General features: G+C 69.2%; 32 protein-coding genes. 19 read left to right on the top strand and 13 right to left on the bottom strand.

Translation table 11 applies throughout. The features are described from left to right. Nucleotides 1–58 precede the first annotated feature (58 nt). From hemB to A5767_RS07090, 3 genes are all read left to right on the top strand, one after another. Nucleotides 59–1,036, top strand: coding sequence for a porphobilinogen synthase (gene hemB, locus A5767_RS07100; RefSeq protein ID WP_006552336.1), 978 nt, complete (start codon nt 59–61; stop codon nt 1,034–1,036). A 107-nt stretch (nt 1,037–1,143) separates the two neighbouring features. Then, a complete protein-coding gene (locus tag A5767_RS07095; protein ID WP_228044622.1) occupies nt 1,144–1,566 on the top strand; it encodes a hypothetical protein in 423 nt (140 codons plus the stop codon). 266 nt (nt 1,567–1,832) lie between these two features. Beyond that, a complete protein-coding gene (locus tag A5767_RS07090; protein ID WP_006552334.1) occupies nt 1,833–2,321 on the top strand; it encodes a hypothetical protein in 489 nt (162 codons plus the stop codon). On the opposite strand, the gene A5767_RS07085 is transcribed toward A5767_RS07090, so the two are convergent. Then, the gene (locus A5767_RS07085) at nt 2,303–4,249 is read right to left on the bottom strand and encodes an acyl-CoA dehydrogenase family protein (protein WP_019291205.1); all 1,947 of its coding nucleotides are present in this window, start codon (nt 4,247–4,249) and stop codon (nt 2,303–2,305) included. The two genes, A5767_RS07090 and A5767_RS07085, sit on opposite strands and share 19 nt — an antisense overlap. Before the next feature lie 126 nt (nt 4,250–4,375). On the opposite strand from A5767_RS07085, the gene hemL reads away from it, so the two are divergent. From hemL to A5767_RS07050, 7 genes are all read left to right on the top strand, one after another. Then, nucleotides 4,376–5,701 (top strand): glutamate-1-semialdehyde 2,1-aminomutase, encoded by a 1,326-nt coding sequence (gene hemL, locus A5767_RS07080; protein WP_039585394.1) that lies wholly within the window; start codon nt 4,376–4,378, stop codon nt 5,699–5,701. Between the two features lie 61 nt (nt 5,702–5,762). Next, on the top strand, nt 5,763–6,413 hold the full coding sequence (locus A5767_RS07075) for a histidine phosphatase family protein (RefSeq protein ID WP_006552331.1): 651 nt from the start codon (nt 5,763–5,765) through the stop codon (nt 6,411–6,413). Continuing rightward, nucleotides 6,410–7,015: a TlpA disulfide reductase family protein gene (locus tag A5767_RS07070; RefSeq protein ID WP_006552330.1), complete on the top strand. Its 606-nt coding sequence runs from the start codon at nt 6,410–6,412 to the stop codon at nt 7,013–7,015. The genes A5767_RS07075 and A5767_RS07070 overlap by 4 nt, the downstream gene beginning before the upstream one ends. Nucleotides 7,016–7,017: 2 nt before the next feature. After that, a complete protein-coding gene (locus A5767_RS07065; protein ID WP_006552329.1) occupies nt 7,018–7,836 on the top strand; it encodes a cytochrome c biogenesis CcdA family protein in 819 nt (272 codons plus the stop codon). Continuing rightward, nucleotides 7,833–9,500: a cytochrome c biogenesis protein ResB gene (gene resB, locus A5767_RS07060; RefSeq protein WP_019291208.1), complete on the top strand. Its 1,668-nt coding sequence runs from the start codon at nt 7,833–7,835 to the stop codon at nt 9,498–9,500. Before A5767_RS07065 ends, resB begins: the two co-directional genes overlap by 4 nt. Then, nucleotides 9,500–10,483 carry a c-type cytochrome biogenesis protein CcsB gene (ccsB, locus tag A5767_RS07055; protein WP_006552326.1) on the top strand — a complete coding sequence of 328 codons (984 nt, stop codon included), beginning with the start codon at nt 9,500–9,502 and terminating at the stop codon, nt 10,481–10,483. Before resB ends, ccsB begins: the two co-directional genes overlap by 1 nt. Nucleotides 10,484–10,534: 51 nt before the next feature. Continuing rightward, on the top strand, nt 10,535–11,500 hold the full coding sequence (locus A5767_RS07050; RefSeq protein WP_039585392.1) for a MinD/ParA family ATP-binding protein: 966 nt from the start codon (nt 10,535–10,537) through the stop codon (nt 11,498–11,500). A 26-nt stretch (nt 11,501–11,526) separates the two neighbouring features. Here A5767_RS07050 and A5767_RS07045 read toward each other — a convergent pair whose 3' ends face one another. Continuing rightward, nucleotides 11,527–11,727 (bottom strand): hypothetical protein, encoded by a 201-nt coding sequence (locus A5767_RS07045; RefSeq protein ID WP_024101710.1) that lies wholly within the window; start codon nt 11,725–11,727, stop codon nt 11,527–11,529. Between the two features lie 190 nt (nt 11,728–11,917). After that, the gene (locus A5767_RS07040; protein ID WP_006552323.1) at nt 11,918–12,127 is read right to left on the bottom strand and encodes a BldC family transcriptional regulator; all 210 of its coding nucleotides are present in this window, start codon (nt 12,125–12,127) and stop codon (nt 11,918–11,920) included. A 208-nt stretch (nt 12,128–12,335) separates the two neighbouring features. On the opposite strand from A5767_RS07040, the gene A5767_RS07035 reads away from it, so the two are divergent. The 4 genes from A5767_RS07035 (at nt 12,336) to A5767_RS07020 (ending at nt 14,675) form a co-directional block, all read left to right on the top strand. Next, nucleotides 12,336–12,719, top strand: a complete 384-nt coding sequence (locus A5767_RS07035; protein ID WP_006552322.1) for a DUF4229 domain-containing protein — start codon at nt 12,336–12,338, stop codon at nt 12,717–12,719. After that, nucleotides 12,716–13,813, top strand: a complete 1,098-nt coding sequence (locus A5767_RS07030) for a PLP-dependent cysteine synthase family protein (RefSeq protein ID WP_064851984.1) — start codon at nt 12,716–12,718, stop codon at nt 13,811–13,813. Before A5767_RS07035 ends, A5767_RS07030 begins: the two co-directional genes overlap by 4 nt. A 77-nt stretch (nt 13,814–13,890) precedes the next feature. Continuing rightward, nucleotides 13,891–14,106 (top strand): HTH domain-containing protein, encoded by a 216-nt coding sequence (locus A5767_RS07025; RefSeq protein ID WP_006552320.1) that lies wholly within the window; start codon nt 13,891–13,893, stop codon nt 14,104–14,106. A 5-nt stretch (nt 14,107–14,111) separates the two neighbouring features. Continuing rightward, nucleotides 14,112–14,675, top strand: a complete 564-nt coding sequence (locus A5767_RS07020) for a Clp protease N-terminal domain-containing protein (RefSeq protein ID WP_064851995.1) — start codon at nt 14,112–14,114, stop codon at nt 14,673–14,675. Nucleotides 14,676–14,696: 21 nt separating this feature from the next. On the opposite strand, the gene A5767_RS07015 is transcribed toward A5767_RS07020, so the two are convergent. Continuing rightward, complete coding sequence (locus A5767_RS07015) at nt 14,697–15,683, bottom strand: hypothetical protein (RefSeq protein WP_064851983.1); 987 nt, start codon at nt 15,681–15,683, stop codon at nt 14,697–14,699. Nucleotides 15,684–15,794: 111 nt separating this feature from the next. On the opposite strand from A5767_RS07015, the gene A5767_RS07010 reads away from it, so the two are divergent. Beyond that, on the top strand, nt 15,795–16,184 hold the full coding sequence (locus tag A5767_RS07010; protein ID WP_033096110.1) for a phage holin family protein: 390 nt from the start codon (nt 15,795–15,797) through the stop codon (nt 16,182–16,184). Nucleotides 16,185–16,226: 42 nt separating this feature from the next. Here the strand turns inward: A5767_RS07010 and A5767_RS07005 are convergent, their stop codons facing one another. The 7 genes from A5767_RS07005 to A5767_RS06975 form a co-directional block, all read right to left on the bottom strand. Beyond that, nucleotides 16,227–17,096 carry a 1,4-dihydroxy-2-naphthoate polyprenyltransferase gene (locus A5767_RS07005; protein WP_006552316.1) on the bottom strand — a complete coding sequence of 290 codons (870 nt, stop codon included), beginning with the start codon at nt 17,094–17,096 and terminating at the stop codon, nt 16,227–16,229. A 48-nt stretch (nt 17,097–17,144) separates the two neighbouring features. Continuing rightward, the gene (gene menE, locus A5767_RS07000; RefSeq protein ID WP_371683078.1) at nt 17,145–18,314 is read right to left on the bottom strand and encodes an o-succinylbenzoate--CoA ligase; all 1,170 of its coding nucleotides are present in this window, start codon (nt 18,312–18,314) and stop codon (nt 17,145–17,147) included. After that, nucleotides 18,287–18,586 (bottom strand): DUF3349 domain-containing protein, encoded by a 300-nt coding sequence (locus tag A5767_RS06995; RefSeq protein ID WP_006552314.1) that lies wholly within the window; start codon nt 18,584–18,586, stop codon nt 18,287–18,289. The genes menE and A5767_RS06995 overlap by 28 nt, the downstream gene beginning before the upstream one ends. Nucleotides 18,587–18,598: 12 nt before the next feature. Next, nucleotides 18,599–18,859 carry a hypothetical protein gene (locus A5767_RS06990; RefSeq protein ID WP_064851982.1) on the bottom strand — a complete coding sequence of 87 codons (261 nt, stop codon included), beginning with the start codon at nt 18,857–18,859 and terminating at the stop codon, nt 18,599–18,601. Then, nucleotides 18,856–20,037 carry an inorganic phosphate transporter gene (locus A5767_RS06985; protein ID WP_064851981.1) on the bottom strand — a complete coding sequence of 394 codons (1,182 nt, stop codon included), beginning with the start codon at nt 20,035–20,037 and terminating at the stop codon, nt 18,856–18,858. Before A5767_RS06985 ends, A5767_RS06990 begins: the two co-directional genes overlap by 4 nt. A gap of 193 nt (nt 20,038–20,230) precedes the next feature. After that, nucleotides 20,231–20,614, bottom strand: a complete 384-nt coding sequence (locus A5767_RS06980; protein WP_064851994.1) for a VOC family protein — start codon at nt 20,612–20,614, stop codon at nt 20,231–20,233. A gap of 2 nt (nt 20,615–20,616) precedes the next feature. After that, nucleotides 20,617–21,063 (bottom strand): hypothetical protein, encoded by a 447-nt coding sequence (locus tag A5767_RS06975; RefSeq protein WP_024101700.1) that lies wholly within the window; start codon nt 21,061–21,063, stop codon nt 20,617–20,619. 184 nt (nt 21,064–21,247) lie between these two features. Here A5767_RS06975 and A5767_RS06970 point away from each other — a divergent pair, with 184 nt between their 5' ends. Then, the gene (locus A5767_RS06970) at nt 21,248–21,544 is read left to right on the top strand and encodes a DUF4193 domain-containing protein (protein WP_006552309.1); all 297 of its coding nucleotides are present in this window, start codon (nt 21,248–21,250) and stop codon (nt 21,542–21,544) included. Nucleotides 21,545–21,631: 87 nt separating this feature from the next. Here A5767_RS06970 and A5767_RS06965 read toward each other — a convergent pair whose 3' ends face one another. After that, nucleotides 21,632–22,525 carry a 1,4-dihydroxy-2-naphthoyl-CoA synthase gene (locus A5767_RS06965; RefSeq protein WP_006552308.1) on the bottom strand — a complete coding sequence of 298 codons (894 nt, stop codon included), beginning with the start codon at nt 22,523–22,525 and terminating at the stop codon, nt 21,632–21,634. Nucleotides 22,526–22,589: 64 nt separating this feature from the next. Here A5767_RS06965 and A5767_RS06960 point away from each other — a divergent pair, with 64 nt between their 5' ends. The 3 genes from A5767_RS06960 to A5767_RS06950 all read left to right on the top strand — a co-directional run bounded on the left by A5767_RS06960 (nt 22,590) and on the right by A5767_RS06950 (nt 24,771). Next, nucleotides 22,590–23,222, top strand: a complete 633-nt coding sequence (locus A5767_RS06960) for a PaaI family thioesterase (RefSeq protein WP_006552307.1) — start codon at nt 22,590–22,592, stop codon at nt 23,220–23,222. 5 nt (nt 23,223–23,227) lie between these two features. Then, entirely contained in the window at nt 23,228–24,232 is a 1,005-nt protein-coding gene (locus A5767_RS06955) for an o-succinylbenzoate synthase (protein ID WP_082937623.1), read from the top strand. A 98-nt stretch (nt 24,233–24,330) separates the two neighbouring features. Continuing rightward, a complete protein-coding gene (locus A5767_RS06950; protein WP_006552306.1) occupies nt 24,331–24,771 on the top strand; it encodes a DUF6918 family protein in 441 nt (146 codons plus the stop codon). A gap of 96 nt (nt 24,772–24,867) precedes the next feature. On the opposite strand, the gene A5767_RS06945 is transcribed toward A5767_RS06950, so the two are convergent. Further along, on the bottom strand, nt 24,868–25,728 hold the full coding sequence (locus tag A5767_RS06945; protein WP_039958135.1) for a siderophore-interacting protein: 861 nt from the start codon (nt 25,726–25,728) through the stop codon (nt 24,868–24,870). Between the last annotated feature and the right edge of the window lie 82 nt (nt 25,729–25,810).

The following is a 25,810-nucleotide window of genomic DNA, read 5'->3' as shown; positions in this document are numbered from 1 at the left end:
GTCCCGGTAGTCGCCACTACCGGGGCCGCGCACGACCCGTATGGAAGGTGTTCTCCCCATGTTTCCCGACATCCGTCCCCGCCGGCTGCGCAGCACACCCGCCATCCGACGGCTCGTGGCAGAAACCTCCCTCGAACCCCGCCACCTCGTGCTCCCGATGTTCGTGGCCGACGGCCTCGACGAGCCGCGCGAGATCGCGTCGATGCCCGGGGTGTACCAGCACACCGCCGATTCGCTGCGCAAGGCCGCGGCCGCGGCCGTGTCCGCCGGTGTCGGCGGCCTGATGCTCTTCGGTGTGCCCAGCCCCGAGGACAAGGACGCCCGTGGTTCCGCGGCGAGCGATCCCGGCGGTGTGCTCAACCGCGCGCTGCGGTCGCTGCGCAGCGAACTCGGCGACTCCACGGTGATCATGGCCGACACCTGCCTCGACGAGTTCACCGATCACGGCCACTGCGGTGTGCTCACCGACACCGGCGTCGTCGACAACGACGCGACCCTCGAGCGTTACGCCGAGATGGCCGTCGCGCAGGCCGAGGCCGGGGCGCACCTGCTCGGCCCGAGCGGCATGATGGACGGCCAGATCGGTTTCATCCGGTCCGCGTTGGACGAGGCCGGGCACACCGAGGTCGGTCAGCTCGCCTACTCCGCGAAATACGCCTCGGCGTTCTACGGTCCCTTCCGCGACGCCGTCGGCTCGTCCCTCGAGGGAGATCGCCGCACCTACCAGCAGGATCCGGCGAACCGTCGCGAGTCGCTGCACGAGGTGGACCTCGACCTCGCCGAGGGCGCCGACATGGTGATGGTCAAGCCGGCGATGTCGTATCTCGACGTGCTGCGCGAGGTCGCCGACCGCTCGCCCGTCCCGGTGGCCGCCTACCAGATCTCGGGGGAGTACTCGATGATCACCGCGGCCGCGCAGAAGGGCTGGATCGATCGCGATGCGGCGATCCTCGAATCGCTGGTCGGCATCCGGCGGGCCGGTGCGGACGTCGTCCTCACCTACTGGGCCGCCGAGGTCGCGGGTCGCCTGTCATGAGCTTCCCCGCACCTCCTGTCGGGCCCGGCCCCGCGGCGAATCGTCCCGTTCCCGGAGACGTCACGACGGCCCACCAATTGTGGTGCGGGGTACTCGCTCTCGCCGTCGTGAGTTTGGCGGCAAGTCTCGCCGATCTGCTGAGTCGACGCGAGGAACTGCTCGACCTCATGACCACGATGGCCGCCGAGCAGGCCATCGAGGGCGTCACCACGGAGCAGCTCGAGTCGGCGGTCCCGCTGCTGGTCGCGCTGACCGCCGGCATCGGCCTGGTGATCGTCGGACTGCTGTATCTGGTAGTCAGGCAGCTGTTGAAGGCCAAGAACTGGGCCCGGATGCTGCTGACCCTGCTCGGGGTGTTCATGTCGCTGTCGACCCTGCCCACCGTCTTCGGTGTGGGCGTCGGGGAGGGCGGCGCGGGCTGGATACTCGGTGTGGTGGGCATTCTGCAAGCCGTCGCGACCGTCGGAGCGATCGTGCTGATGCACCGGCGGGATGCCAACCGCTTCTTCCTGCGACTGCCGGAAGAATAGACGTACCACTCGGTTTCGTCCGGCGCGACCGAAGAGTACGGTGGGCTCACCATGTGGGCCGCACGGCCCTTTCCGTCGAGCGAAAAGGACGTCATGCAGGTGGAACCGCGGCCCTATGGGCGCCGTCGCGAATTGGTGTTGATCGCTCTCATCGCCCTCCTCGGACTGGTGACCACCGTGCTGCTGGTGATCCCCGGCGCGTTCGCCGCTTGACCGACCCGACGGCCCCCGATCCGGCGACCCCTGATCCGGCAACCCCTGATCCGATGGGCACCGACCCGGCCGGGCCGCTGTTCCACGAACCCGGAGCGCGCTGGCGCACGGTCGCCATCGGCCCGCTGGTCTGCGTCGTGGCCCTCGTCGTCGAACTGTTCACCGGCCCCGTCGTGCACTGGGTCGCGCTGCCGATCATCGCGATCGTGCTCGCCGGCTTTTCCTACGTGATGGTCGTGGCTGCTCGTCGGCACGTCAGCGTCGAGCTCACCTCCACGGTCCTGCGGCAGGGCACCGAGGAACTGCCGGTCGCCGAGATCGAGGCGGTGCTGCCGCCGCCACCGGACGACCGGCGCGATCCGGAACGCTGGGAGACCGCCCGGAGCCTCGGCGAACTGGCGGATGTGCCGCGCGGCCGCAAGCCTGTCGGACTGCGGCTCATCGGAGGAACGTTCGTGCGGGCGTGGGCGAAGGACGCCGACGAGCTGCGAGCACGGCTCGGCGAGCTCGTCGGCGAACCCGGTCAGACTGCGACGTCCTGAGGTGGGACGACCGCTCCCTCACGGTCGAGCATGGCCGAGCCGAGCAGGTAGTCGGGCACACCCAGCCCGTCCACGAGCGTCAACGCGTGCGGACGCAGGCTGCGGCACCGCTCGTTGATCCCGCGTGTGACGGCCTTGGCGCGTTCGACCGACAGCAGGCGGTGCTCCATGAACCACGCCTTGTCCTCGTCGATGATCGTCAGCGCGTAGAGATCGCACAGCTCCGACAGCAGGTCGCGGGCGGTCTCGTCCTTGCAGTCCTCGATCGCGGCGACGAACGCCTCGAGCACGACTCGGTCGATGTGCGCGCGGGCGGCGTGCAGAACGTGGTCCTGCACGAAGTTGAAGGCGTCGAACGGGTTGTCCTCACGCTTCATCGCGGCCTGCAGGCGCCGGGCCGCAGTGGACAGCAGGTACTGCTCACGGTCCTCGAACATCGTCACCTGGGTGCCGCGGTCGAAGAGGCTGCCGTCCTCCTCGTTGTCCTGGCGGGTGTCGACGATCGTCTGGATGATCTGCTGCGCCGCGGTGCGCTTCTTGACGATGTCGGAGATGGTGGTCGCGGCGAAGCGCATCCACTCCACCGGGCTCATGCCCTGCACCTCGTCGGCGTAGGCCGTGAGCAGTTCCTTCGCGACCAGCTGGGTCAGGACGTGGTTGTCGCCCTCGAAGGTCGTGAACACGTCCACGTCCGCGCGCAGCGCCGTCAGCCGGTTCTCGGCCATGTAGCCGGCACCACCGCACGCCTCGCGGCACTCCTGTATCGCCCGCGACGCGTGCCAGGTGTTGGCGGCCTTGAGGCCGGCCGCGCGACCCTCGAGTTCGCGCTGTTCCTGCGCGTCGAGTTCCTGCAACGACGTCGACTGCAGCCGGTGCATCGTCGTGAGCAGCTCGTTCTGGGCGAAGCCGAGCGCGTACGAGCGGGCGATCAGCGGGAGCAGGCGCCGCTGGTGGACGAGATAGTCCATGATCGGCACCTCGCCGTCGCGCCCGGGGGCGTCGAACTGGCGACGCTTCTCGGCGTAGCGGGTGGCGATGCTCAGCGCGACCCGCGCCGCCGCACCCGCCGAGCCGCCGACGGTGATGCGCCCGCGGACCAGCGTGCCGAGCATCGTGAAGAACCGTCGGCTCGGGTTGTCGATGTCGGAGGCGTAGGTGCCGTCCGGTTCGACGTCCGCGTACTTGTTGAGCAGGTTCTCCCGGGGGATGCGCACCTGGTCGAAGACGATGCGGCCGTTGTCGACACCCGGCAGGCCGCCCTTGTAACCGCAGTCGGAGGTCGTCACACCCGGCAGGTCGTTGCCGTCCTCGTCGCGGATCGGGACGACGAAACAGTGCACACCGTGCGTCTCACCCTGCGTGACGAGCTGCGCGAAGACGGCCGCGAACCGGGCGTGTTGCGCCGCGCCACCGATGTAGTCCTTGCGGGACGACGGGGTGGGGGAGTGGATCACGAACTCCTGGGTGTCGGGATCATAGGTCGCCGTGGTCTCGAGCGACTGCACGTCGCTGCCGTGGCCCGTCTCGGTCATCGCGAAGCAGCCGAGCACGTCGAGGTCGATGAGCTGCTTGACGTACTTCTCGTGGTGCCGCTCGGTGCCGAGGTTCTCGATGGCACCGCCGAACAGGCCCCACTGCACGCCCGCCTTGACCATCAGCGACAGGTCGGACATCGCGAGCATCTCGATGGATGCGACCGCGCCGCCCGCGTCGCCCGTGCCGCCGGACTCGACGGAGAAGCCCGCCGCGGCATAGCCGTGTTCGGCGAGGATGCGCATCTGCTCGAGCGTGATGGCGCGCGCCTTGTCGGTCTCGGGGGTGTAGTGCGGTGCGAACTTCTCGTGCGCGAGATCCTTGCGTGCGCGTTCGCGTGCTTCGTGCCACGCACCGTCGAGTGCGATGCGCAGGTGTTCGGCTGTCGTCGGCATGCCTCAGACGATAGGTGCGACAAGTCACTCACGGTGTCCCTTTTTCCTGGTAAGGGAGAAAAAACACATGAGGTTTGAGGACCACTGTTTTTGGCAAATCCCGCGAAACTACGGACACTGGAAGTCGTGACTGCGACCCCCGATGCTTCGTCCACCCACGACACTCGATCCGCCGCACTCTTCCACCGGGCATCGAAGGTGACACCGGGGGGCGTCAACTCTCCGGTCCGCGCGTTCGGATCGGTCGGCGGCAATCCTCCTTTCTTCGCATCGGGATCGGGTCCGCTGCTCACCGACGTCGACGGAAAAACCTACGTCGACCTGGTGTGTTCTTGGGGCCCGATGATTCTCGGGCACGCGCATCCGGCGGTCGTCGAGGCCGTCCGATCCACCGCGCCGGCGGGTCTGTCGTTCGGTGCCCCCACCGAGGGTGAGGTCGAACTCGCCGAGGAGATCGTCGCCCGCATCGCACCCGTCGAGCAGGTCCGGCTCGTCAACTCCGGCACCGAGGCGACGATGAGCGCCGTCCGTCTCGCGCGCGGATTCACCGGACGGTCGAAGATCGTGAAGTTCGCGGGTTGTTATCACGGTCACGTCGACGCGCTGCTCGCCGACGCCGGTTCCGGCCTCGCCACCTTCGGTCTGCCCACCTCGCCCGGCGTCACGGGCGCCCAGGCGGGCGACACCATCGTCGTCCCCTACAACGACCTCGCCGCCGTGCGCGCCGCCTTCGAGGCGAATCCCGGTGAGATCGCCGCGGTCATCACCGAGGCCGCCGCCGGCAACATGGGCACCGTCCCGCCGGTGTCCGGCTTCAACGAGGGCCTGCGCGAGCTCACCCGTGAGCACGGCGCGCTGCTGATCATGGACGAGGTGATGACCGGCTTCCGCGCGAGCCCGACCGGCTGGCACGGCATGGACGGTGTCTCCGGCGACCTGATGACCTTCGGCAAGGTCATGAGCGGAGGTCTGCCCGCCGCGGCCTTCGGTGGCCGCGCCGACGTCATGGCCCATCTCGCCCCGAGCGGACCGGTCTACCAGGCCGGCACCCTGTCCGGTAATCCCGTCGCCGTGGCCGCCGGCCTCGCGAGCCTGCGTGCCGCCGACGCCGAGGTATACGCCAACCTGGACCGCAACTCCGAGACCCTCGGGCGTCTGCTGGGGGAGGCACTCGCCGCCGAAGGGGTGCCGCACCGCGTCCAGAATGCCGGCACGCTGCTGAGCGTCTTCTTCACCGATGAGCCGGTGACGAACTACGAGCAGGCCAAGGCCGCGCAGACCTGGCGCTTCCCGGCCTTCTTCCACGCGCTGCTCGAGCGCGGCGTCTATGCACCCCCGAGTGCCTTCGAGACGTGGTTCGTCTCGTCCGCGCTCGACGACGACGCGTTCTCGCGGGTCGCCGACGCGCTGCCGCACGCCGCGCGCGCGGCCGCGGCGGCGACCGCGCCGTAGCACCGCTCTCCTGCCTGCCCAGCCCGATCCGCCCCTCCCACACCCCTCGAGGAACATCGACGTGACCGACGCCGCCCCGTCCGAGACCCGCACGATCGTGCACGTGCTCCGCCACGGAGAGGTCCACAACCCCTCCGGAATCCTCTACGGCCGCCTGTCCGGCTTCAAGCTGTCGGTGACCGGTGAGGCCCAGGCACGTGCGGTCGCGGCGTCGCTCGCCGACCACGACATCGCACACGTGGTCGCGTCCCCGCTCGAACGGGCCCAGCAGACCGCCGCCCCGATCGCGGAGAAGCACGGACTGCAGATCCGCACCGACGAGAACCTCATCGAGGCGGCCAACGACTTCGAGGGCTTGAAGGTCTCGGTCGGCGACGGTGCGCTCAGCCGCCCGCGCCACTGGTGGAAGCTGCGCGATCCGTTCACCCCTTCCTGGGGCGAGCCCTACCTGCAGATCGCCCACCGCATGCTCGCCGCCGTCCACGCGGCCCGCGTGGCCGCGGTGGGGCGGGAAGCGGTGTGCGTGAGCCACCAACTCCCGGTGTGGACGCTGCGCCGCTTCCTCGAGGGCGAGCGACTGTGGCACGACCCGCGTCGCCGCCAGTGCAGCCTCGCCTCGCTGACCTCCCTGGTCTACGAGGGTGACACCCTCGTCGACCTGGTCTACTCCGAGCCGGCCGGCGCCTCCGACCCGAACGTCCACGGCGCATGAGAAAGGTGTTCCGGGCGACGGTCGCCGCGATCTGCGGTGCCGTCCTTCTCACCTCCTGCGCCACCGGGGACGACGCCGTCGCCACCGGGGGAACGTTCGACTTCGTCTCGCCCGGCGGGCAGACCCGCATCTTCTACGACCCCCCGGCCGACCGGGGCACCCTCGGTGAGCTCACCGGCGAGGACCTCATGAACGAGGGCGAGACCATCTCCCTCGACGACTACGAGGGCCAGGTCGTCGTGCTCAACGTGTGGGGCCAGTGGTGCGCGCCGTGCCGCAGCGAAGCCGACGATCTCGAGGAGGTCTACGAGGCCACCAAAGATCTCGGGGTGCAGTTCCTCGGCATCAACGTCCGCGACAATCAGCGCGACAAGGCCCAGGACTTCGTCACCGACCAGCGGATCGGCTACCCGTCGATCTACGACCCGCCGATGCGGTCGCTGCTCGCCCTCGGCCGCAACTACCCGACCTCGGTCGTGCCGACGACGGTCGTCCTCGACCGTGAGCACCGCGTGGCTGCGGTCTACCTGACCGAACTGCTCGCCGAGGACCTGCAACCGGTCGTCGAACGGGTCGCGGCGGAACCGGATTCGGAGCAGTAACAGTGATCCTTGCGTCGGGTGTCGGGGAGACCTTCCAGAACGCGGCCCTGTCGGGTCCGCTGCTGCTGGCGATGGGCGCGTGCCTGCTCGCCGGTCTCGTCTCCTTCGCATCGCCGTGCGTCGTGCCGCTCGTTCCCGGCTATCTGTCCTACCTCGCCGGAGTGGTGGGAGCCGAGGCCCCCGCCGTCACCGCCGAGCAGGCCGGTGCCCGCACCACGACCGTCCGCAGCGACGGCCGCCTCCGGGTGGCCGGTGCCGCCGGGCTGTTCGTCCTCGGATTCACCGTGGTGTTCGTCCTCGCGACGGCCTCGGTGTTCGGGGCGATCTCCGCGCTCGCCGTCAACCGCGAACTGCTCATGCGGATCGGTGGTGTCGTCACCATCGTGATGGGTCTGGTCTTCATCGGTCTCATCCCAGTCTTGCAGCGCGACACGCGTCCGGCGCCCCGGCGCATCTCGAACCTTGCGGGAGCCCCGCTGCTCGGCGCGGTGTTCGCGCTCGGGTGGACCCCGTGCCTCGGTCCCACTCTCGCCGGCGTCATCTCGCTCGCGGCGGGCACCGAGGGCACCACCGCGGCACGCGGGGTGACGCTGATCGTCGCCTACTGCCTCGGCCTCGGGTTGCCGTTCGTCGTGCTCGCGCTCGGTTCGGCGCGGGCGCTGCGCGGGGTGGGCTGGCTGCGCACCCACGCGCGGACCGTGCAAATCGTCGGTGGCCTGATGCTCATGGCCGTCGGCATCGCTCTCGTCACCGGTGCGTGGGACCTGTTCGTGTCCTGGGTCCGTGACTCGTTCATCTCGGAAGTGACTCTGCCCGTATGACCGCGACACACACCCCGACCCCCGCACCGCAGCCGTCGCCTCCGCCGCGACAGGCCGCGTTCGGACGTGCCACGGCCTTCGTGCGGAACACCTGGCGCGGCCTGACGTCGATGCGGACCGCGCTGGTCCTGCTGTTCCTGCTCGCGCTCGCCGCGATCCCGGGCGCACTCCTGCCGCAGCGCAGCCTCAACACCCAGAAGGTCGACGAGTACATCGCGGCCCGGCCGACGCTCGGACCGATCATGGACCGCTTCGAGCTGTTCGACGTCTTCGGAAGCTTCTGGTTCACCGCCGTCTACGTGCTGCTGTTCGTCTCGCTGGTCGGCTGCATCCTGCCGCGCTGCGTCGAGCACTTCCACGCCCTGCGCACCCCGCCGGTCGCCGCGCCGCGCAACCTGCAGCGCCTGCCGCACCACACACAGACGATGGTGGCCGAGGCCCCCGCCGACGCCCTCGACCGGATCCAGAAAGAGCTGCGCGGTTGGAAGGTCGTGCGCCGCGAGGGCGGTGCCCGCGGGCGTGACGGCGAGGTGACCCTGTCCGCCGAGAAGGGTTATCTGCGCGAGGCCGGCAACCTGGTCTTCCACATCTCCCTCGTCGGGCTGCTCGTCGCCGTCGCCGCCGGCAAGCTCTTCGGTTACGAGGGGCAGCGCATCCTCGTCGCGAACGGCGAGGAGTTCTGCACCACCTCGCCCGCCTCCTTCGACTCGTTCCGCGCCGGCAGCACGCTCGACGGCACCGGTCTGAACCCCATGTGCGTGCGGGTGAACACCTTCGTCGCCGACTATCTCGACAACGGCCAGGCCGAGATGTTCACCTCCGACATCGAGTACCAGTACGGCGACGACCTCGTCACGAACACCTGGCGCGACGCGCAATTGAAGGTCAACCATCCGCTGCGGGTCGGCAGCGACCGCGTGTACCTACAGGGTCACGGTTACGCCCCGACCTTCACGGTCACCTGGCCGAACGGCGAGACCCGCACCGAAACGATGCAGTGGGCGCCCGACGACGCGACGACCTTCCTCAGCAGCGGCGCCATGCGCTTCGACCCGCCCGGTGGCATGTACCCCGACGCCGACGAGCGCCGGAAGAACCAGATCGCGATCGAGGGACTGTTCGCGCCGACGGCGTCCTTCCACGGCACGCTGCTCACATCGATCTTCCCCGCCCTGACGGACCCGGCTGTCGCCATCGACATCTACAAGGGCGACTCCGGTCTCGACACCGGCAACCCGCAGTCGCTGTTCTCGCTCAACAAGGAACTGATCAATCAGGGACGCCTCGTGAAGCAGGATCGTGTCAACCTGCGTCCGGGGGAGAGCGTGACGCTCGCCGACGGCACCGAGGTGCGATTCGACAAGGCCACCGACTTCGTCAACCTGCAGGTCTCCCACGACCCGGCTCAGCAGTGGGTGCTGGTCGCGGCGATCTTCATGATGGGCGGACTGCTCGTGTCGCTGCTGGTCAAACGACGCAGAGTGTGGGCACGCGCGTACCCGGACGGTACAGTGAGCGACGGCGAACGACGGACCGTAGTAGAGCTCGGCGGTCTCGCACGAACCGATCAGGCCGGATGGGGAGACGAGTTCGACCGGCTGGTCGAGCGCCTTCTCGGCGACGATGCACCCTCCGCCCCGGCGGCACAGGAGAAGAAGAACTGATGACAGAGAACGACACCCTCGCGCAGTACAGCGACTGGGCCTTCGAATCGGCGTTCGCGGTGCTCGTGCTGGCTCTGCTGCTGCTCATCGCCGAGTACGCGACCCACCGGGCCGACGTCGTGGCGGAGCGGGAACGCGAACTCGTGGCCGCCGGAAGGCAGCAGGCCCCCGCCGAGCGCGCGACCGGGCCGGGACGGATCGACCAGACGCCGAAGCGCACCGTGTCGCAGCGTCTCGGCAACATGGGACGCGCGCTCGTCGTCGTGGTCGCGGGCCTGCAGCTCGCCTCGATCGTCCTGCGTGGGCTGGCCACCGAGCGGTTCCCGCTCGGCAACATGTACGAGTTCGTCTCGATGGCGTGCACCGCCGCGGTGATCTTCGGGCTGATCGTCCTCCGCAAGCCGGCCTACCGGATCATGTGGGTGTACCTGGTGGTCCCCGTATTGATCCTCATGTTCCTCGCGGCGACGGTGTTGTATGCCGACGCCGCTCCCGTGGTGCCGGCCCTCCGATCGTTCTGGCTGCCGATCCACGTGACGATCATCAGCGTCGGCAGCGGCATCTTCCTCGTCTCGGGTGTCGCGAGCGTGCTGTTCCTGCTGCGCATCCGCTTCCCGAAGGGCGAGGAGCGCAGCGGTGTGTTCGCGGCGATCGCCGAGCGGCTGCCCGACGCGCAGACCCTCGACCGGCTCGCCTACCGCACCACGATCATCGGCTTCCCGCTGTTCGGCGCCGGCATCATCCTCGGGGCAATCTGGGCCGAGGCGGCGTGGGGACGCTTCTGGGGCTGGGACCCGAAGGAGACGGTCTCGTTCATCTCGTGGGTCATCTACGCCGCCTATCTGCACGCGCGTGCGACCTCCGGCTGGCGGAACACCCGCGCAGCGTGGATCAACATCGTCGGCTTCGTCACGGTGCTGTTCAACCTGTTCATCATCAACATGGTCGTGTCGGGCCTGCACTCGTACGCCGGGCTCAACTGAGGCTGCTATCGTCGCGCCGTCGTCCGTGACAGTCGACGGGGGGAGAACGCGGTGAATGGGGCCGGTAACGGGTCGTCGGGGCTCGACGGACACGCATTGGACGCGACGGCGCTGGACTCGTCGCTACTTGTACGTCCGGTCGCCGCGCCGCCGCGGAAGGGCTGGCGGCGGGTCGTCTACCGGGCGACCGGTGGTCGCGTGCACGTGGGGGAGAGTTCCCGGCAGCAACGCAAGGAGGAATCGGCCGAGCGGGTGCGTGCACCGCTGCACGGCTGCCATCGGATCGCCCTGCTGAGTCTCAAGGGCGGGGTGGGCAAGACGACCACCACGGTCACGCTCGGCTCGACCTTCGCGGAGCTGCGTGGCGATCGGATCGTCGCGGTCGATGCGAATCCGGACCGCGGGACGTTGAGTCAGAAGGTGGCCGAACAGACGCCGGCCACGGTGCGCACGCTGCTGCGCGATCAGTCGCTGCTCGAGACATATGCGGACGTGCGCGCCTACACCTCGCAGAACACGCATCGTCTCGAGGTGCTCGCCTCGGACACCGATCCGGCGGTCTCGGAGGCCTTCAGCGCCGACGACTACGAACGGACGTTGGGTCTTCTCGAGCGGTTCTACAGCGTCGTGCTCACGGATTGCGGGACCGGGCTCATGCACTCCGCTATGACCGCGATCCTCGAGAACGCCGACACGCTGGTCGTCATCAGTTCCGGTTCGGTGGACGGCGCCCGCAGCGCGTCGGCCACGCTCGACTGGCTCGACGCGCACGGCTATCGCGAACTCGTCGAGCGGTCGGTGGCCGTCGTCAACGCGGTGCGGCCGAGGTCGGGCAAGGTCGACCTCGACCTCGTGGTGCGACACTTCGAACAGCGGTGCCGCGCGGTCCACGTCCTGCCTTTCGATCCCCACCTCGAAGAAGGGGCGGAGATCGACCTGGACCGGTTGCAGTCGGGTACGCGGCGCGCCCTGCTCGGACTCGCCGCGGATATCACCGACGGTTTCGCCGCGCGGTGACAGACCGCTCGGCGTAACGCGAACGGTCAGTCGCCCCGCTCCTGATCGGACTCGCCGGTGCCGTCGCCACTCCGGCGGCGGTGCACCTCGCGATCGACCTTCCACAGGAAGTCGGGATCGTCGTCAGGCCCCATCACGCGGGACGGCGGACGAGATGTGGGACCGTACGCCTTCCACAGCAGGACGGCGAGTGTCACCGCACCGATGAGTGCCAACAGATAGAGCACGTTGCACCTCCTGACCGTGGTGGTGCCGGACGAGGACGTGCCCTCGCCGTGCACCTCCGGGCCGCGGCGACCGCAGACCGGTTCGTCCACATTCTAGGTGGGAGGAACCCGGTCCGGCACGTGGGTTCCGCGGGTGGTCGGCCGGGATCCGGCAGGTGTACGCCGGAGGTGCGGATTCTGCTGTCTCGGATCAGCGTGTCGCTTCGGTCGTGAGGGAGCGGAGAAGCGCCAGGACCTCGGACTCACGGAAGCGGCGATGGCCACCGGGGGTCCGCAGCGAGCCCAATCGGCCGGCGTGGGCCCACCGGGTGACGGTCTTGGGATCCACATGGAACAGTGCCGCCACCTGGCCCGGGGTCAGCAGGGATTCCTTCGCGCCGTTGAAAGTGGGTGCGCTCATTGCGAATGTCCTCCCGGTTGTCGTGATCGTGTTGTTCGACGCGATCGAGTTGTTCGATCGGGATGTCCAAGCCCATGGTGGCACCGATACCCCTGGTTGCTCGAACGGTCTACGGTTGGTAAAGCGGAAGTAATAGACAAAACGGACGGATGTCCGACTTACGGAAATCGACGCGGAGCTCGTCGTCCGGGCGGCCGGTTAACCTGGAGTGGTGAACGACGAACGCCGGAACGAACCCTCGGATACCCCCTCCCAGCGCACTCCACACCCTCACGGTGAGGGCGCCACGGCCGCCGACGGTCAGGCGGGGGCCGGGTCTCTGATCCGGGACGTCGCGTTGTACTCGGTGGCCCGACTCGCCCTCGTGGTCGTGCTCACTCTGCTCATTCTCTACGTTCCGCGGGCATTCGGGGTGGAAATCCCCCTCCTCGTCGCGGCCCTGTTCGCCGTGCTCATCGCCCTGCCCGTCTCGCTCGTGCTCTTCGCGTCGCTTCGGCGCCGCGTCAACGTGGGCATCGCCGCGGTCGATGAGCGTCGGCGCACCGAACGCGCGGACCTCGAGAAGCGCATGCGCGGCGAGAACGGGCGGTGACGGCGACCGGTGCGGTCGTCGACCGCAGCGCACCCCGGGACTGGGTCGACAACGCGGTCCGGCTCATCGAGGCCGACGCCCAGCGCAGCGCCGACACCCACCTGCTCCGCTACCCCCTCCCCGCGGACTGGGGCATCGACCTGTACTTGAAGGACGAGTCGACGCACATCACGGGCAGCCTCAAGCACCGTCTCGCGCGCTCGTTGTTCCTCTACGCCCTGTGCAACGGCTGGATCCGTGAAGGGACCCCGATCATCGAGGCGTCGTCCGGGTCCACCGCGGTCAGTGAGGCGTACTTCGCGCGACTCCTCGGCCTCGACTTCGTCGCCGTCGTACCGCGCCGCACCTCACCGGCGAAGGTCGCGCTCATCGAGGCGCAGGGCGGCCGGTGCCACTATATCGACCGCCCGCCCGAGATCTACACCGAGGCTCAGCGGCTCGCCGACGAGTTCGGGGGCTGCTTCATGGACCAGTTCACGAACGCCGAGCGGGTCACCGACTGGCGGGGCAACAACAACATCGCCGAGAGCATCTACTCGCAGATGCGTCTCGAGCGTCATCCCGTGCCGGAGTGGATCGTCGTCGGCGCCGGAACCGGCGGCACGAGCGCGACCCTCGGCCGCTACATCCGCTATCGCCGTCACCGGACACGGCTGGCGGTCGTCGACCCGGAGAACTCGGCGTTCTTCGGCGGGTTCGAGACGGGATCGGCCGACTACACGACCGGCATGCCCTCGCGTATCGAGGGGATCGGACGTCCGCGCGTCGAGCCGTCCTTCGTGCCCGAGGTCGTCGACCGGATGGTGCGGGTGCCCGACGCGGCGTCCATCGCCGCCATGCGGCACGCGAGCACCGTGCTCGGACGTCGGGTGGGCGGCTCGACCGGCACGAACCTCTGGGGAGCCTTCGGCCTGATCGCCGAGATGCTCGCGGAGGGCCGTGAGGGCAGCGTCGTGACGTTGCTGTGCGATGGCGGCGAGCGCTACGCCGACACTTATTTCTCCGACGAGTGGGTCGCTGCCGAGGGGATGGACCTCGCAGGGCCGCTCGCGGTGCTGGAGAAGTTCGCGACCACCGGCGGCTGGTGCCGGTAGAGCCTTCACCACCTGCGCAGATTCCGTTTCTGTCAATCGTCGTTGACGTGCCCTCGGTGTCAACCTATATTGACAACATGAGTGAAGCCACCACCCTCGCCGCTGCCGCCGCGAGCTCCGATCCCGCAGTGGGCCTGCGCGCCGTGCGTGCCCTGCGCCGGCTGCTGGAACGGCTCGAGGAGGTCCAGGTCACGAATGCCCGTGAGCGAGGTTGGTCCTGGCAGGCCATCGCCGACGAGCTCGGTGTCAGCCGCCAGGCGGTCCATCAGAAGCACAATCGGAAGCGCAGGTGATCGACATGTTCGAACGATTCGCCGACGGTGCCAGATCCGCCGTTGTCGCAGCGCAACAGGAGGCGATCCGGGTGTGCGATCCCCGGATCGAGGCGTCGCACCTGCTCATCGGGGCCGCTGTCGCTGCGGACGAACCGCTGCGGGTCCTGCTCGCGGAGGAAGGTCTCACGGTCGACGGGCTCCGCTCCGACCGGGCCGCCCGCACCGCCGACGCCCCGCTCGGTGACGAGGACGCCGCGGCGCTCGAAGCGATCGGGATCGATCTCGACGAGGTCCGGAGCCGTCTCGAAGCGGCCTTCGGCAAGGGGGTGCTCGACGGGAAGAACGCCGATCGGCGGGGCGTCGCGAACCGGCTCGGTCACATCCCGTTCGACCGGGCGGCGAAGAAGTCGCTCGAACTCGCGCTGCGGGAGGCCATCGCACGCCGCGAACGGGTCATCCGTCCCGAACACCTCCTGCTCGGACTGCTGCGCAGCGACGATCCGGCGACCGGCGCCCTCGTGGAAGCGCACGTGCCGCGCGCGCAGCTCCGTCAGCGCCTGAGCGGCCACCTCGACGCCGCTGCCTGAGGTCGTCGAGCCTTCGGGTGGTTACCGGGTCGGCTGCGCGGGGGCGACGGCGAGCGGACGCCCGGCGACGAGCGGGACGACCGTCGCCGCGACGAGCAGCAGCGTGCCGACCGCGATCGTCGCGAACGGCCACCACTGACGATCCGAGGTCGCCGTGACCTCCGCAGCCTGCGTGTCCGTAGCGGCCGGCGCGGTGCGCGGCAGCGCTTCGGTGGCCGACCGGACGTTGTCGGCGATGCCACCGACGACGTCGGCCACCGGCCCCACACCGTCGACCAGCTGTCCGGTGCCGTCCGTCAGGGCTCGGCCACCGTCGTCGAGGAGAACGAGGCCGTCGCGGAGCTGTCGCGAGCCGTCGGCGGCCTGCGCCATGCCCGCAACGAACTGCGCGTTCGGATCGGTGAGTTCGTAGGCGAGCTGCCGTGCGCCGTCGCGCAACTGCCCGAGCTGGGCGAGGGTGTCCGGTCCGAGGCCCTGCGTGTCGAGGGTCTCGACGAGCCCGCGCAGTCGGCCGGCCGCGCCCTGCGAGACCGGATCTGCAGACGCACCGAGCGTGTCGGCGACAGCTGCGAGTTGCGCGGTGACGTCGCCCTGCATCTCCCCGAAACCGGAGAGCCGGTCGACCACCTCGTCGACGCCACCGCTCACCTGGCGGGCACCGTCGCCGAGCATGTCGACACCGCCGTCGAGTTGTCCGAGACCGTCGGCGAGCTGCTCCCCGCCGTCACGGGCCTGCCGGAGACCGTCGGAGAGCTGGTGGGCACCGTCGTCGAGCTGGGTGCTGCCCTCCGTCAGCTGACCGACCCCGCCGTCGAGCACCGACAGCGGCAGTCCGGCCCGCTGCAGATTGCTCCGCGCCTCGTCGACGCCGTCCGCAGAGGGACTCGGCTCTTCCGAGACGGTCGCGACCGTCGTCTGGAGGCGGTCGAGCCAGGCGAAGACCGAACCCGTGCCCACGAGGAGCAGACCGGCTACAGCGAGAAGCAGGGGGAGAAGACGTGAACGCACGCCGGCCGACGCTACCGTCCGTCGCTGAGAGGCCCCTGAGGGGGAGGGGCGATCCCGGATGGGCCCGATTTGCCCGTTACGAGACCGAGTTCGGTGTGCCACAGTGGCACCATGATTTCTCTGATACTGCGGTTGATCATCAACGCGGTCGGTCTGTGGCTCGCGGTCGAGCTGGTCGACGGGATCGACTTCACCGATCCCGCAGGCACCTCCGACACGACCCGCAAGGTCATCTCGCTCGTCGTGCTGGCCGCCATTTTCACCGTCGTCAACGCACTCGTGAAGCCGCTGGTGAAGCTGCTGTCGCTGCCGCTGGTGATCCTCACCCTCGGGCTCTTCCTGCTCGTCGTCAACGCGCTGATGCTCATGCTCACCGCGTGGCTGAGCGGATTCACCGAATACGGCCTCACGATCGACGGTTTCTGGGCGGCGCTGTGGGGCGGCGTGATCATCGCGATCGTCAACTTCGTCCTCGGCCTGGTCGTCCCGGACCGCGACTGATCCCGTCCGCCCGCGACCCGGTCCGCCGCGCCCGCGTCATGGTCAGCCGAAGGCCAGCGCGGGCGCGGTGGCTACCGCCCACACGAGCATCGCGACACCCGAATCGCTGAGCGCCGGGATCAGCGCGAGACCGAGGGCACCGGCCCGCACCGGTTTGTGCGCGCGGACCGCGAACGGTGCGGCGAGGAAGCCGGCGAGCGCCCACGGCGTCGCCGCGACCAGCACGAGCGACATCACGAACGGCACGACGACCAGCACCAGGTGGAGCGTGCGGGTCCTCGGGTCGCCCAGCTTGACCGCCAGGGTCCGCTTGCCGGTCTCCGCGTCGGTGGCGATGTCGCGGAGATTGTTCGTCACCAGGACGGCCGTCGAGATCGAGCCGACGGCGACCGCGCAGGCCAGACCCACCCAGTCGACGCGACCGGCCTGAACGAACTGGGTGCCGAGCACCGCGACCAGCCCGAAGAACACGAAGACGCCGATCTCACCGAAGCCGCTGTAGCCGTACGGGTTCTTTCCGCCGGTGTAGTACCAGGCCCCGGCGATGCAGACCGCGCCGACGAGCACGAGCCACCAGGCGGTCGTGACGGCGAGAGCGAGTCCCGCGACGGCCGCGATGCCGAAGCACACGAACGCCGCGCGCTTGACAGCGCCGGGGCTCGCCGCCCCCGAACCCACGAGCCGCATCGGGCCGACCCGCTCGTCGTCGGTGCCGCGGATGCCGTCGGAGTAGTCGTTGGCGAAGTTCACGCCGATGATCAGTCCGAGCGCGACGACCAGTGCCAGCAGCGCCTTCCACCACACGGCCTCACCGAGCCACGCCGCAGCGCCCGTGCCCGCCAGGACGGGTGCGATCGCGTTGGGGAGGGTGCGCGGACGAGCGCCTTCGAGCCATTGACCAGCCGTTGCCATGGATCGATCTTCGCACCCGGGCCTGCCTGCCGCGTCGTGCGCACCCCGTCAGGAGAAGCGCGAGACGAGGGCGCGGCGATCGACCTTGCCCGGTCCACGCAGCGGCAGCGTGTCGACGACCTGCAGCTCACGCGGCGCAGCAGTGGGATCGAGCGTGGCCTCGACGTGGTCGCGGAGTTCGGCGAGCGTCGGCGTCGCGCCGGGGACGGGCACGACGACCGCCGCGACGCGCTGACCGAGCCGGGCGTCGGGCAGACCCACCACCGCGACCTCCCGGACGGCCGGGTGCTCGACGAGCACGGCCTCGACCACCTGGGGGACCACGGTGAGCCCACCGGTCGAGATGGCCTCGTCGAGCCGTCCCAGGATGCGCAGGACCCCGTCGTCGAGCATGCCCGCGTCGTCGGTGCGGAACCAGCCGGGTTCGGCGAAGGCAGGATGGTCGGGCAGGTTCCGGTAGCCCGAGGCGAGCGTGGCGCCGCCGAGCCACACCCGCGAGTCCCCGTCGACGCGCACGTACACGCCGTCGAGCGGCACGCCGTCGTAGACGCAGCCGCCGCAGGTCTCGCTCATGCCGTAAGTGCGCACGACGGTGATGCCGGCCGCGCGGGCGCGGTCGAGGATTGGCACGGGAGTCGCGGCCCCACCGAGCAGGATCGCGTCGAGGCGGGCAAGCGCCGCGGTGGCGTCGGGATGGTCGAGGGCCTTGATCAGCTGCGTGGGAACCATCGAGCTGTACCGGCGGGGGCCCGGCACGGCGTCCACCGCCGCCGGCAGATCCGCAGGATCGAAACCGGCGGACACGTCGACGACGACGGGTTCGGTTCCGGAGAGCAGGCTGCGCAGCAGCACCTGCATGCCCGCGATGTGATGGGCGGGCAGGGCCAGGAGCCACGAGCCCGTCCCGCCCAGTCGGGCGTGGGTGGCGTCGCCGCTCGCGCGCAGCGCCTGCGCGGACAACATGGCACCCTTCGGGGTCCCGGTCGTGCCGGAGGTCGCGACCACCAGTCCCACGCCGTCCGCGACGGGTTCACCGGGGCTCAGTGCGGCGGTGAGTCGGAGCGTCTCCCGCTCGTCCCCGGCGGGGACGGGGAGCAGAGCCGGTCCGTCACCGTCGAGCATGCGCTGCAGGGTGGGCAGCACGGAGCGGACGGCGGACCCGGCAGGGACGGGCAGGAGCTCGAGTGTGGTCACAGATCGTATTGTGTCGTGTCCCATCCGCCTGCCTCGAGCTGGCGGCGGACCCGGTCCACATCGTCGGGCGACGGCATGTTGTTGGTGATCTTGCTGATCAGGACCGCGATGTCGATGCGGTTGATCGAGAGGTCACCGTCCTCGACCAAGGTGTCGGCGACCTGGGCGACCTCCTCGTCGGACAGGCGCCGCGCGAGCAGTGCGAACAGGGGTACGTAGTCCTGTTCCGGTACCCCTTCGGGGTAACCGGCGCGGAGCCACTCGACGATGGAAGCGAGAAACGGCGGGAGAGCCACCCGTCACTCCGATCAGAAGATGTCGATGCCGAACGTTCCGGCGAGGAAATCGGACGCCAGCAGGAGGATTCCCGCCAGGATCGCGCAGGCGACCACGGCGAAGCACAACACCGCAGCGGCCCGCGCCACGGGAGTCGGTATGCCGTCGCTGCCCCGACCGGTGTCGAGCGCGCGGACCCCCAGGGCGAACAAGGAGGGCAGGCCGGCGCCGAGCAGCAGGCCCACGAGAACGACCTGCCAGAGGGAATCGAGGGTGTGCGTCAACAGGTTCACAAGCGTCCTTCCCTGCTGACCGTTTCGGAGGCACCCGGCGCCGAGGCGAGCTTGTCGTCCCAGTCGGCGGTGACATTGGAGGCGTCGACGGGCTGCCGGCGCGAGCGCACCCACATGAACAGGGCCAGGGCGCACAGGATTGCGAACACGACGAGCACGCCGGACATGCCGCCGATGAGGTGGGCGAGCGCCCAGCAGATCGCTCCGACGACCGCGGCGCACGGCAGGGTGATGACCCACGCGACGACCATCCGTCGCGCCACCGACCAGCGCACCTCGGCGCCCTTGGTGCCCAGACCCGTTCCGAGGATCGACCCCGTGGCGACGTGCGTGGTCGACAGCGGCAGACCGAAATGGCTCGAGGTGAGGATGATGGCGGCCGACGACGACTCGGCGGCCAGGCCCTGCGGCGGGGCGATCTCGACGAGGCCCTTGCCCAGCGTGCGGATGATGCGCCAGCCACCGAGATAGGTGCCGAGTGCGATCGCGACGGCACAGGCGACCTTCACCCAGAACGGCATCTCGGTGTCGGCGGTGATGGTGCCGTGGGCGACGAGGGCCAGGAAGATCACGCCCATCGTCTTCTGCGCGTCGTTGGTGCCGTGCGCGAGGGACATCAGGGACGCCGTGCCGATCTGTCCCAGCCGGAAGCCGCGGTCGCGGTGCTCGGTGGCGACCGGTCGGGTCAGGCGGTGCATCGACCAGATGCCCACCGTGGACACCAGCGCCGCGATGACGGGCGCGAGCACGGCGGGAAGCAGGACCTTGCCCAGGACTCCGTCCCACACGACGCCCTGGACACCGATCGACGCCAGTGCAGCGCCGACGAGACCGCCGAACAGGGCGTGCGACGAACTGGACGGCAGACCGAACAGCCAGGTCGAGATGTTCCAGAGGATCGCTCCGACCAGACCGGCGAAGACGATGAGCAACAGATCGGTACCGCCGACGGTGTCGAGGTCGACGACACCCTTCGCGACGGTCGCGGCGACTTCCACGGACAGGAAGGCGCCGACGAGGTTGAGAGTCGCGGACAAAGTGACCGCGGTCTTGGGTTTGAGGGCGCCGGTGGCGATGGATGTCGCCATGGCATTGCCGGTGTCGTGGAAGCCGTTGGTGAAATCGAAAGCGAGGGCAGTGACGACCACCACCAGGAGCACGACGAACTCTGCGGTCACGTCTGTCGATTGTGGGGTAGCGGGCAGGTGAATGTACAGCGACGGGGATGTGAATTCTGCGTCTCGCCGTCACATCCGACCGGTTCTTTCGGACTCCGACCATGAGCGGAGTGCAGAGCAGACCGCACGGCTTGTGTGCAAGATCACCGGCGCCGCGCGACTGCCTCCGGCCGTGCCCGGGTACCTCCGTTCGTCAACGGCGGTCGCGCCGCAAGGGATGGTCCTCGGGGATCTGCACCAGGACGATCGGGATCCCCTCGGGATCCGCGATCCACAGCTCGCGCAGTCCCCACGGCTCCTGCTTCGCACCCCGGACGATGCGCACGCCCTTCAGCGCCAGTTCGGCCTCGGCGTCGTAGACGTCGCGCACCTGGAGCCACAGGGCGCCGTGGAACATTTCGTCGCTGTCGTCGGATCGGCCGTGCGCGGCGATCTCGATCAGCGACTGCCCCGCGAAGAAGACGGTTCCGCCGGGATACTCGCGGGCGATCGCCAGTCCCAGCGTCGAACCGTAGAACTCGAGGGCGGCCTCGGGGTCGCGCGGACGGAGGATGGTGCGGCTGCTGAGGATCTCCACGGTCACTGCTCCTCGGCCGGGCAGGCCTCGTGATGGCGGCGGCCGTGCGTGCGCCGCGATTCCTTCATCTCGGCCTCGAACAGATGGCGCCGGCCCTCCACGAGTTCGTCGCGCACCTGCTTCTCGAACGTGCGGAAGTCCGACCAGTAGCCGTCGTCGAACTCCTCGACGAGCTGGAAGGTCCAGCGACCCTCGGCGATGTTGCGTCCGATGATCTCGGTGCCGAGCCGCTCGGCGATCTCGTCGTGCCCGGCCTCGCGGAACAACTCCTCGGCGTCGCCGGTGAGCAGATCGGCGCGGCCCATCAGCTGGTGGAAGGCATAGAGATGGCCTCGCGCCTGCTCGACGGTCTCGAGGGCCTCGGACAGTTTGCCGGTCGCTTTCACAGTGGCGTCGGAGACGCTTTCCGGGCGGGTGTGGGCGGTTCGCGGACTCTGGCGATCGGTCATGTCCCACAGTGTGCCCGAGAGCACACGGTTCGAACGTAACTGAACATATGTGTTTGACGAAGCTTTCGATGGGACATTACTGACGGCAACGGTGCCCATGACAGCGCCGGCCTGCCACAGCGGATCCGACACAGCCGTTACCGCGGCTGCGCGGCACCGCCGACAACGAGTGAGGAGAACTGCCATGGCGACCGACTACGACGCTCCCCGCACCACCGACATCCTGGGCGGCGGTGGCACTGCCCTGGACGAGCTGGACATCAAGCCCACCGCGGCCGCCGACACCGACGAGGGCGAGATCCTCGAGACCCTCGACCTGCCCGGCGCCGACCTCTCGGCACTGTCGGCGGAGGAGCTCTCGGTGCAGGTCCTGCCGAAGCAGTCGGACGAGTTCACCTGCATGGGCTGCTTCCTCGTCCAGCACCACAGCCGTCGCGCGACGGGCGCCGGCGAGCAGGCCTACTGCCGCGACTGCGTCTGACCTTCCGTCGGACGACCCCTCCCTGCGCGGCGAACCGGGCTTTGCACCTGCTGTAGCAGGGGCGAAGTCCGGTTCGTCGCGTCAGGATCAGTAGTAGTGCGGGTAGGGCGACCAGTCGGGCTCGCGCTTCTCGAGAAAAGCGTCGCGACCCTCGATCGCTTCGTCGGTCATGTAGGCCAGACGCGTGGCCTCGCCCGCGAACAACTGCTGACCGACGAGGCCGTCGTCCTGCAGGTTGAAGGCGTACTTGAGCATGCGCTGCGCCTGCGGCGACTTGCCGTTGATCTTCTGCGCCCACTCCAGCGCGACGTTCTCGAGCTCGTCGTGGTCGACGACCTTGTTCACCGCACCCATGTGGTGCATCTCCTCGGCCGTATAGGTGTCGCCGAGGAAGAAGATCTCCCGCGCGAACTTCTGGCCGACCATCTTGGCGAGGTAGGCGCTGCCGTAGCCCCCGTCGAAGCTGCCCACGTCGGCATCGGTCTGCTTGAAGCGGGCGTGCTCACGGGAGGCGAGCGTCAGGTCGCACGTGACGTGCAGGCTGTGACCGCCACCGGCGGCCCAGCCGTTGACCACAGCGATGACGACCTTCGGCATGAACCGGATCAGCCGCTGGACCTCGAGGATGTGCAACCGGCCCGCGCGGGCCTTGTCGACGGTGTCGGCGGTCTCGCCGCTCGCGTACTGGTAGCCGCTACGGCCACGGATCCGCTGGTCGCCGCCGGAGCAGAACGCCCACCCGCCGTCCTTCGGGCTCGGGCCGTTGCCCGTGAGCAGCACGACGCCCACGTCGGAGGTGGTCCGCGCATGATCGAGCACGCGGTAGAGCTCGTCGACGGTGTGCGGACGGAAGGCGTTGCGCACCTCGGGGCGATCGAACGCGACGCGGACCGTGCCCTGCGTGACGTGTCGGTGATAGGTGATGTCGGTGAGGTTCTCGAACCCGGGTACCGGGCGCCACAATTCTGGATCGAAGGTCACCTCGTCACCATAAAGGGCCGGACATCTCGGCGACGTGCGCTGCCGCCCGATAACGTGCACAACCATGACCGAGCAGACCGATCCCCGCGACGACTACGAACACCACGGCGGATTCCCGGTCTACGAACCGGTGAAGGCGGGGCCGAACTACGGTCGCCTCGTCGAGACCTTCCGGCGTCTGCAGGATCTGATGGTCTCCACGAACCCGCCGGACGAGGTCGTCGACCGCGCGATCGAGCAGACCGAGGCACTCGTCGGCCTGCTCGCCGAGCACGCCGTGCCCGAGGGCCGCTCGCCCGCCGGATTCAACGTCGACCTGCCCGGACGCGGCAGCGCGCTGCTGCTGCCGTGGACGATCGAGAAGTACGGACCGGACGGTGTCCGTGAGCGCGGCGTCTTCCGCCGCTACCACCTCGGAGGCAACGGGGCCGCGCACGGCGGCACGCTGCCACTGCTGTTCGACGACCTGTTCGGCATGGTCATCCACGCCAACGGCCGCCCGATCGCCCGCACCGCCTATCTCCACGTCGACTACCGCAGGATCACTCCGATCGAGACCGAACTCGTCGTCGACGGCTGGGTGGACCGCGTGGACGGTCGCAAGGCCTTCTGCAAGGCCGAACTGCGCGATGTCGACGGCAACCTCCTCGCCGACTGCGAGGCGCTGATGGTCCAGTTGCTGCCGGGCCAGCCGTGACCTCCCTGCCCCTCCCGTCCGCGCTGCCCCTCCCGTCCGCGGACGAGTTGCTCGACGGGGCAGTCGTCGTCTCGCTGCCCATGCGCGTCCGGTTCCGCGGCATCACCGAACGCGAGGTGCTGCTGCTGCGCGGACCCGCCGGGTGGGGCGAGTTCGGACCGTTCCCCGAATACGGCGACGACGAGGCGGCGCACTGGTTGCAGTCGGCGATCGAAGCCGCCTGGCATGGCCATCCGGCTCCGCGCCGCTCCCGGATCGCGGTCAACGCGACCGTGCCCGCCATCGGCCCGGAGCGCGTCCCCGAGGTGCTCACCCGGTTCCCCGGCGCGCGCACCGCGAAGGTGAAGGTCGCCGAAACGGGCCAGGATCTCGCGCAGGATGTCGCTCGCGTCCGGGCCGTGCGCGAACACGTGCCCCACGTCCGGATCGACGCGAACGGCGGCTGGAGCGTGGACGAGGCCGTCCGCGCCCTCACGGCGTTCACCGCCGACGGTCCGCTCGAATACGCCGAGCAGCCGTGCGCGACCGTCCCCGAACTCGTCGAGGTGCGCCGGCGACTGCCCGGGGTGCGCATCGCGGCGGACGAGAGCATCCGCCGCGCCGAGGATCCCCTGCGGGTCGTGCGGGCCGGGGGAGCGGACGTCGCCGTCGTGAAGGTCTCGCCGCTCGGTGGGGTCCGACGCCTCGTCGCGCTCGCCGACGAACTCGCCGGGCACGGCGTCGAGGTGGTCGTCTCGAGCGCCCTCGACTCCGCGGTGGGGATCGCCACCGGTCTCGCGGCGGCAGCCGCCCTGCCCGACCTCCCGTACGCCTGCGGGCTGGGCACGGGTGGTTTCTTCGAAGCCGACGTCGCGCCGGCTCTGCACATGTCCGACGGAGCGCTCGATGTCGTCGCGGTCGAGCCCGAACCCGAGCGGCTCGACGCGCTGCGGGCCGATCCCGATCGAGTCGAGTGGTGGTGCGAGCGGGTGCGTCGGTGCCGTACGGTGCTCGCCGGACGCGGACTGTGACGACCTCGCCGGACGCGGACTGTGACGGCACGGAATCGTCGTATATCGTTCCCCGCGTCCCAACGGTCACAAGTGTCACATCTACGGAGGCAGTGAAAGTGGTTGCAGCTCTGGGCGATGCCCTCCTCGGCGCCGACAAGTTCCCGGCGGTCAAGGCAGACGTCGAAGCCCTGATCGATGCTGAGGTGTCGGACAAGAAGGGTGCGTCCGGTCTCGCCCTCAAGGGTGGCTACGCAGCAGTGAAGAAGGTCGGCCCGGGCATCGTGCCGGGTGCCGTCGAAGGTCTGCTGCCCGAATTCGTCGAGAAGCTCCAGCCGTTCTGGGTGGAGTACGCAGGCAACGGTTCGTTCGCGGACTTCCTGGTCGCCCGCGGCGAGGTCGTCGCCGACGCTCTCCTCGGCGTGACCGACGAGCGCATCGCCGGCACGTCGAAGTCCGGCGTCAAGAAGGTCTACGACTCGCTGCGCCCCTCGGCCAAGAAGCACGTCGTCGAGGCCCTGCCGCGCCTGGGTGATCTCATCCAGAAGCACGCCGGCTGAGCCGACACCAGCGACATCCGGACGTCGCGGTCCCGAACCGGTTCGCCGGTCGGTACCGCGACGTTCGTCGTTCGAGGGGGTCGTTCGAGGGGTCCGTCAGTAGACGGGCTCCCCGTACTTCCAGTAGCCGATGAAGGTCACCGCCGCACGGTCCCAGCCGCACTCGCGCACGAGATGGCGGCGCACGCCGGTCGCGAGCGACGACTCGCCCGCGACGAACGCGTGGGCCGAATCCGACGAGGGCGTCGACTCCCGCACCGCGTCGACGACGAGACTGCCCGGAACCGCCTCGCCATCCGTCCTGATCACCGGATGCACCCGCACGTTCTCGCCCGTCGGCAGATTCTGGGCGCTGAGATCGTCCGGGTGCGGAACCTCGACGAAGACCTCCACGGCCGCGAGCGGGTCGAGGGCAAGAATCGAGTCGAGGATGCCGACCACGGCGGGCACCGCGCTCTCGTCGCCGACGAGCAGCCACGACCGTGCTTCGTCGAGGGGCAGGTTGCTGATGCCCTCGTCGAGGATGCCGATCTCGTCGCCGGGCTGTGCCCGCTCCGCCCACGCCGAAGCCGGACCCAGATCGCCGTGCGACGCGAAATCGATCTCGATCTCTGAAGTCGGACCGAACAGCCCGGTGCCCGCAGGTCGCACACGGCGGAACGTGTAGTTCCGCAACACCGGACGCCGCTCCTCGGGCAGTTCCTGGTATTCGGGCCACCAACGGTCGTCGGTCGCGCCGGGAAGGGTCAGTTCCTGCTGATCCGGGGTGGGGAAGAACATGCGGAACCAGTGGTCGAAGCCCATCGGTGCGATCGAGTCGACGTCGTCGCCGCCCACGGTGATGCGCACGAAGGTCGGGCTGATGCGTTGGGCGGCGAGTACCTGCGCGCGCACCATCCGCCGCGACTCGGGCTTGAGATAGGGATTGCGCCGTGCGGTTCCGGTGCTCTTCGCCATACGGCCCTCCGAGGTTGCTCGGATGCCACCACTGACGACGTGCAGCATCCCGACGATCGTTCAGCGGAGCCTAACCTGTGTC

Origin of the sequence: Rhodococcus sp. 852002-51564_SCH6189132-a (assembly GCF_001665495.1) — a bacterium.
GTDB lineage: Bacteria > Actinomycetota > Actinomycetes > Mycobacteriales > Mycobacteriaceae > Rhodococcus > Rhodococcus pyridinivorans.
Note: the sequence above shows the minus strand (reverse complement) of the source record. Positions and strands in the feature narration are given on the sequence as shown.

Bases quoted from the DNA above. Each gene is read 5' to 3' on its own strand.
- A5767_RS06960 (WP_006552307.1), top strand. From the start codon at position 22,590: ATGACCGAGCAGACCGATCCCCGCGACGACTACGAACACCACGGCGGA.
- hemB (WP_006552336.1), top strand. From the start codon at position 59: ATGTTTCCCGACATCCGTCCCCGCCGGCTGCGCAGCACACCCGCCATC.
- A5767_RS06945 (WP_039958135.1), bottom strand. From the start codon at position 25,728: ATGGCGAAGAGCACCGGAACCGCACGGCGCAATCCCTATCTCAAGCCC.
- A5767_RS07020 (WP_064851995.1), top strand. From the start codon at position 14,112: ATGTTCGAACGATTCGCCGACGGTGCCAGATCCGCCGTTGTCGCAGCG.
- resB (WP_019291208.1), top strand. From the start codon at position 7,833: ATGACCGCGACACACACCCCGACCCCCGCACCGCAGCCGTCGCCTCCG.
- A5767_RS07025 (WP_006552320.1), top strand. From the start codon at position 13,891: ATGAGTGAAGCCACCACCCTCGCCGCTGCCGCCGCGAGCTCCGATCCC.
- A5767_RS06975 (WP_024101700.1), bottom strand. From the start codon at position 21,063: ATGACCGATCGCCAGAGTCCGCGAACCGCCCACACCCGCCCGGAAAGC.
- menE (WP_371683078.1), bottom strand. From the start codon at position 18,314: ATGGGACACGACACAATACGATCTGTGACCACACTCGAGCTCCTGCCC.
- A5767_RS07070 (WP_006552330.1), top strand. From the start codon at position 6,410: ATGAGAAAGGTGTTCCGGGCGACGGTCGCCGCGATCTGCGGTGCCGTC.
- A5767_RS07085 (WP_019291205.1), bottom strand. From the start codon at position 4,249: ATGCCGACGACAGCCGAACACCTGCGCATCGCACTCGACGGTGCGTGG.
- A5767_RS07040 (WP_006552323.1), bottom strand. From the start codon at position 12,127: ATGAGCGCACCCACTTTCAACGGCGCGAAGGAATCCCTGCTGACCCCG.
- A5767_RS07010 (WP_033096110.1), top strand. From the start codon at position 15,795: ATGATTTCTCTGATACTGCGGTTGATCATCAACGCGGTCGGTCTGTGG.
- ccsB (WP_006552326.1), top strand. From the start codon at position 9,500: ATGACAGAGAACGACACCCTCGCGCAGTACAGCGACTGGGCCTTCGAA.
- A5767_RS07005 (WP_006552316.1), bottom strand. From the start codon at position 17,096: ATGGCAACGGCTGGTCAATGGCTCGAAGGCGCTCGTCCGCGCACCCTC.
- A5767_RS06970 (WP_006552309.1), top strand. From the start codon at position 21,248: ATGGCGACCGACTACGACGCTCCCCGCACCACCGACATCCTGGGCGGC.
- A5767_RS07090 (WP_006552334.1), top strand. From the start codon at position 1,833: ATGGGCACCGACCCGGCCGGGCCGCTGTTCCACGAACCCGGAGCGCGC.